Annotated in this window: 1 rRNA gene; it reads right to left on the bottom strand. The window is 57.2% G+C overall.

Features of this window, described 5'->3' with window-relative positions:
- Positions 1 to 21: 21 nt before the first annotated feature.
- A 23S ribosomal RNA gene (locus ACFWBT_RS41635) occupies positions 22 to 3,144 on the bottom strand.
- Between the last annotated feature and the right edge of the window lie 100 nt (positions 3,145 to 3,244).

The raw sequence follows: 3,244 nt of genomic DNA, 5'->3' as shown, positions 1-3,244 counted from the left end.
ACACAGTGGACGCGAGCAACTGAGGACAAGCCCTCGGCCTATTAGTACCAGTCACCTCCAGCGGTTGCCCGCCTTCCAGATCTGGCCTATCAACCCAGTCGTCTACTGGGAGCCTTAACCCCTCAAGGGGGTGGGAATACTCATCTCGAAGCAGGCTTCCCGCTTAGATGCTTTCAGCGGTTATCCCTCCCGAACGTAGCCAACCAGCCATGCCCTTGGCAGGACAACTGGCACACCAGAGGTTCGTCCGTCCCGGTCCTCTCGTACTAGGGACAGCCCTTCTCAATATTCCTACGCGCACAGCGGATAGGGACCGAACTGTCTCACGACGTTCTAAACCCAGCTCGCGTACCGCTTTAATGGGCGAACAGCCCAACCCTTGGGACCGACTCCAGCCCCAGGATGCGACGAGCCGACATCGAGGTGCCAAACCATCCCGTCGATATGGACTCTTGGGGAAGATCAGCCTGTTATCCCCGGGGTACCTTTTATCCGTTGAGCGACGGCGCTTCCACAAGCCACCGCCGGATCACTAGTCCCGACTTTCGTCCCTGCTCGACCCGTCGGTCTCACAGTCAAGCTCCCTTGTGCACTTACACTCAACACCTGATTACCAACCAGGCTGAGGGAACCTTTGGGCGCCTCCGTTACTCTTTAGGAGGCAACCGCCCCAGTTAAACTACCCATCAGACACTGTCCCTGATCCGGATCACGGACCCAGGTTAGACATCCAGCACGACCAGAGTGGTATTTCAACGGCGACTCCACCATGGCTGGCGCCATGACTTCACAGTCTCCCACCTATCCTACACAAGCCGAACCGAACACCAATATCAAACTGTAGTAAAGGTCCCGGGGTCTTTCCGTCCTGCTGCGCGAAACGAGCATCTTTACTCGTAGTGCAATTTCACCGGGCCTATGGTTGAGACAGTCGAGAAGTCGTTACGCCATTCGTGCAGGTCGGAACTTACCCGACAAGGAATTTCGCTACCTTAGGATGGTTATAGTTACCACCGCCGTTTACTGGCGCTTAAGTTCTCAGCTTCGCCACCCCGAAGAGTGACTAACCGGTCCCCTTAACGTTCCAGCACCGGGCAGGCGTCAGTCCGTATACATCGCCTTACGGCTTCGCACGGACCTGTGTTTTTAGTAAACAGTCGCTTCTCGCTGGTCTCTGCGGCCACCCCCAGCTCACCGAGTAAATCGGATCACCAGTGATGGCCCCCCTTCTCCCGAAGTTACGGGGGCATTTTGCCGAGTTCCTTAACCATAGTTCACCCGAACGCCTCGGTATTCTCTACCTGACCACCTGAGTCGGTTTAGGGTACGGGCCGCCATGAAACTCGCTAGAGGCTTTTCTCGACAGCATAGGATCATCCACTTCACCACAATCGGCTCGGCATCAGGTCTCAGCCTTAATGTGTGACGGATTTGCCTATCACACGGCCTACACCCTTACCCCGGGACAACCACCGCCCGGGATGGACTACCTTCCTGCGTCACCCCATCACTCACCTACTGCAGGTCTGGTCCGTCGGCTCCACCACTCCCCTTTGCCCGAAGGCTCCGGGGCGGCTTCACGGACTTAGCATCGCCTGGTTCAATGTTTGACGCTTCACAGCGGGTACCGGAATATCAACCGGTTATCCATCGACTACGCCTGTCGGCCTCGCCTTAGGTCCCGACTTACCCTGGGCAGATCAGCTTGACCCAGGAACCCTTAGTCAATCGGCGCACACGTTTCTCACGTGTGTATCGCTACTCATGCCTGCATTCTCACTCGTGAACCGTCCACCACTGCCTTCCGGCGCGGCTTCACCCGGCACACGACGCTCCCCTACCCATCACAGCGGGCGTTGGCCCTATTGCTGCAATGACACGACTTCGGCGGTACGCTTGAGCCCCGCTACATTGTCGGCGCGGAATCACTAGACCAGTGAGCTATTACGCACTCTTTCAAGGGTGGCTGCTTCTAAGCCAACCTCCTGGTTGTCTGTGCGACTCCACATCCTTTCCCACTTAGCGTACGCTTAGGGGCCTTAGTCGATGCTCTGGGCTGTTTCCCTCTCGACCATGGAGCTTATCCCCCACAGTCTCACTGCCGCGCTCTCACTTACCGGCATTCGGAGTTTGGCTAAGGTCAGTAACCCGGTAGGGCCCATCGCCTATCCAGTGCTCTACCTCCGGCAAGAAACACACGACGCTGCACCTAAATGCATTTCGGGGAGAACCAGCTATCACGGAGTTTGATTGGCCTTTCACCCCTAACCACAGGTCATCCCCCAGGTTTTCAACCCTGGTGGGTTCGGTCCTCCACGACCTCTTACAGCCGCTTCAACCTGCCCATGGCTAGATCACTCCGCTTCGGGTCTTGAGCGCGCTACTGAATCGCCCTATTCGGACTCGCTTTCGCTACGGCTTCCCCACACGGGTTAACCTCGCAACGCACCGCAAACTCGCAGGCTCATTCTTCAAAAGGCACGCAGTCACGACGCACTGAGTAAACTCAATGCGCGACGCTCCCACGGCTTGTAGGCACACGGTTTCAGGTACTATTTCACTCCGCTCCCGCGGTACTTTTCACCATTCCCTCACGGTACTATCCGCTATCGGTCACCAGGGAATATTTAGGCTTAGCGGGTGGTCCCGCCAGATTCACACGGGATTTCTCGGGCCCCGTGCTACTTGGGTGTCTCTCAAACGAGCCGTTGATGTTTCGACTACGGGGGTCTTACCCTCTACGCCGGACCTTTCGCATGTCCTTCGCCTACATCAACGGTTTCTGACTCGCCTCACAGCCGGCAGACTGTGAAAGAGAGATCCCACAACCCCTTGCATGCAACCCCTGCCGGGTCTCACACATACAAGGTTTGGCCTCATCCGGTTTCGCTCGCCACTACTCCCGGAATCACGGTTGTTTTCTCTTCCTGCGGGTACTGAGATGTTTCACTTCCCCGCGTTCCCTCCACTTGCCCTATGTGTTCAGGCAAGGGTGACAGCCCATGACGACTGCCGGGTTTCCCCATTCGGAAACCCCCGGATCAAAGCCTGGTTGACGGCTCCCCGGGGACTATCGTGGCCTCCCACGTCCTTCATCGGTTCCTGGTGCCAAGGCATCCACCGTGCGCCCTTAAAAACTTGGCCACAGATGCTCGCGTCCACTGTGCAGTTCTCAAACAACGACCAACCACCCATCACCCCCGGTTTCCACCGGAGTGCACTGGGGCCGGCACTGAAGGCAGCC

This window comes from Streptomyces sp. NPDC060027 (genome assembly GCF_042737005.1).
Taxonomy (GTDB): domain Bacteria; phylum Actinomycetota; class Actinomycetes; order Streptomycetales; family Streptomycetaceae; genus Streptomyces.
This window is presented reverse-complemented; position numbering and strand designations above follow the sequence as displayed.